The following is a 2,791-nucleotide window of genomic DNA, read 5'->3' as shown; positions in this document are numbered from 1 at the left end:
ACCGGTTCGGCCATCGGCGCCGGCCTGGGTGGCGCCGCCGGCGGCGCGGTGGGCAACAACCTGGGGGGTGACGGCGGGAAACACAAAGGCAACAAGCATAAGCACAAGAACAGGCACCGCTGATCCTCCGACGCTGTGCCGACAGCCCACTCGCCGGGTTGAACGACGTTAAACGCGTTCAACCCGGCGTGTAAGAGGCCGCCCCCACTCCCGTTACATCGGCGTACTGCTCACCACCCGCAAGGCCAGCCCTTCATAAGCATCCAGCGTAATCGTGAACGTGCCCTCCTCCGTCAGATCCCCTTCCACGCGCTCATTGATGATGTCCACCACCGGCCCCGGTGCGATGTTAGGCAGGTGCAGAGACTCGGTGATCGGCGTGGCACCGAAGTTCAGCGCAGTGATCTGCGTGCCCTTGCCTGCCGGCAACTCATGCACCATGACCAGCAGGCCCGGGTGCTCGACATCCGGAATCAGGATCTGGCGACTGGCGGCAATATCGTAGGCACGCCGCACGCCGAGGATCTTCTGCAACTGTGAGGCGAAGGAATCCGGGTCCTGCAACTGGCTGTTCAAACTGCCGTACAGGCTTCTGGAACGCGGCATCTGCCCGGCCGACAGCTCGGCATCGGGGTTGAGGTCGACCAGGTCGTAGGCGCCGCGATGAATCCAGCGCGTGTCGCCATCGGCCATCAAATGCCCGACCTCTTCGGCGGCCAATGGCAGCGCACCCACCAGGTCCCAACCGGACAGCGCAAACACCCCCGGCTGCATGGCGTTGTACATCACCAGCAGCAAATGAATCTGGCGAATCTGCTGCACGTCGGCCGCGGTGATCGCGTCCAGGTCGCGAATGCCGAGGGCTGCGGTGATGATGCTGGCGGTGGTGCAGGACACGCCATTGGTGACGAACTTGAGGTTATACGGCGCGTGCTCGCCGGTCAGGCGTTCATACATCTGCTCGCGGATATGCTCGCGCAGGATGTTGCCGGGAAAGGTCTGGCCCTGGAACAGAAAGGTGTCATGGGCATGCAGGGTCCAGAAGTGCACCAGTTCCAGGGTCAGTTCGTCGTGGTTTTGCAGCGCGTGGATCAGCGAACCGGGGTCAATGCCGAGACTGTGCATCTGGCGCAGCATCAGGCGCAGGAACTCGGCGTCGCCCATCAGCAACGCATGCTGGTAGGCCGGCCGGGTGATGAAGTCATAGGACAGGTCGGCGCCGCCGTGGGACATGGAGGCGATATCGTCGACGGTGAGGTTAAGTTCCTGGAAACTGAAACCACCGGCCTTGCGAATAGCACCGCCGAGCAGTTGGTTGCCGGTGATCGACAGCGGATGGCTTTCCGACCACGCGCTGCCGTCGAGCTTGCGTTCCACGCCGAGGAAGCCGTTGGCGTCCAGGCGCAGGATTTTGGCGCCCATGACATCAATGGCGTGCAGCGCGTCGCCGATGATCATCTGCTGGGCGGCGAATGACGGATCGAGCCAGTTCAGCGACGGCTGCCCTTCCTTGAAGTAATGCAGGTACACCCAGCGTCGCGGCTTGCCGTCGACCCCCATCACCACGGGCGTGGCGCTCCAGTCGGTTTCCTTGACGCCGGGCTCGAAGAAAATCACCCGTTGCAATTGGCCGACGATGTAGTGCTTGTCGCGCAGTGCATCCACCTGCGGCGGGCTGAGGTTCTGCGCGTCGCGGCCCTCGGCGACGTCCGGCAGCAGCGGCCAGTCTTCTTCACGGATTTCGACCATGTGATACAGGCCCGGATAGTCTTCATAGGCCATTTCCGCCAGCCGAAAATCCGCGCCCTTGCCGGTGTGGGATGGGATCACGTCGTCGATGATCACCGCGTTGTGCGCGGCGGCCATGCGCGTCAGCGCCTGCAACTGCGCCTCGGTGCCCAGTTGCGGGTCGATGTCGAAGCTGATGCGGTCGAAGTTGCCGTCGATGGTCGGAGTGTGTCGGGTGCCGGACAAACCGCCGGACTTCTTCAGCGGCCCGTTGTGAATGCCCTGGATGCCGATTTTCGACAACGCATGCCACAGGCTTTCATCGCCCAGCGCCTCCAGCACCGTACCGTCTTCGCGGGTCACGATCGACGCCGGATACGCCGTGAACCATACCGATGACAAGGCTGAAGCGTCACGCGGGCGGGTGTGTGCGAAGGGTTGCTGCCACATGCGTCCCTGCCCCGAATAGAGCTTGGCGCGCTGGCGCGCCGCGTTCAGCATGGACTGTTGCACCAGCCAATTCACATGATCGTTGTCCGCCGCCGTCATAAGCCTGATACCTGTGGTGGTTAAAGGTGATTCGTAAGCATAGGAGCGACGGCGGGAGCGATTCGTTGCATCGGGATGCAGATCCCTGTCCAAATGTGGGATCGACACAAGATACCGGTCGGCTCGAAGGCCGCCGCGCTTTTGCGTTTGATCTCAGGCGCCCCGTTAAACCACGCTGGCCGAACGCAAGCTTGAATCCGTGGGCCGCCGTCAGGGCGGAACCCTAAGCAGCCGTTACCGCAGAAATGGATATGTACTCGGTCCAATCCAACATCCTGGTCGGCCCTGAGGCCGCCATCGGGGGCAAGCCCCCTCCCACATTTTGACCGGGATCGACACAAGATACCGGTCGGCTCGAAGGCCGCCGCGCTTGCGCTTTTGATCTTAGGCGGCCCGTTAAACCACGCTGGCCGAACGCAGGCTTGAATCCGTGGGCCGCCGTCAGGGCGGAACCCTAAGCAGCCGTTACCGCAGAAATGGATATGTACTCGGTCCAATCCAACATCCTGGTCGG

Annotated in this window: 1 protein-coding gene and 1 pseudogene; one reads left to right on the top strand and one right to left on the bottom strand. The window is 62.5% G+C overall.

Translation table 11 applies throughout. The annotated features are described in order from the left end of the window. Positions 1-123, top strand: a pseudogene (locus BFP93_RS29555) (hypothetical protein); the annotation flags it as partial. Positions 124-213: 90 nt separating this feature from the next. On the opposite strand, the gene treS reads toward BFP93_RS29555, so the two are convergent. Continuing rightward, positions 214-2,277, bottom strand: a complete 2,064-nt coding sequence (gene treS, locus BFP93_RS03590; RefSeq protein WP_065891964.1) for a maltose alpha-D-glucosyltransferase — start codon at positions 2,275-2,277, stop codon at positions 214-216. Positions 2,278-2,791: the final 514 nt, after the last annotated feature.

Origin of the sequence: Pseudomonas sp. 44 R 15 (genome assembly GCF_900004965.1) — a bacterium.
Classification (GTDB): domain Bacteria; phylum Pseudomonadota; class Gammaproteobacteria; order Pseudomonadales; family Pseudomonadaceae; genus Aquipseudomonas; species Aquipseudomonas orientalis_A.
This window is presented reverse-complemented; position numbering and strand designations above follow the sequence as displayed.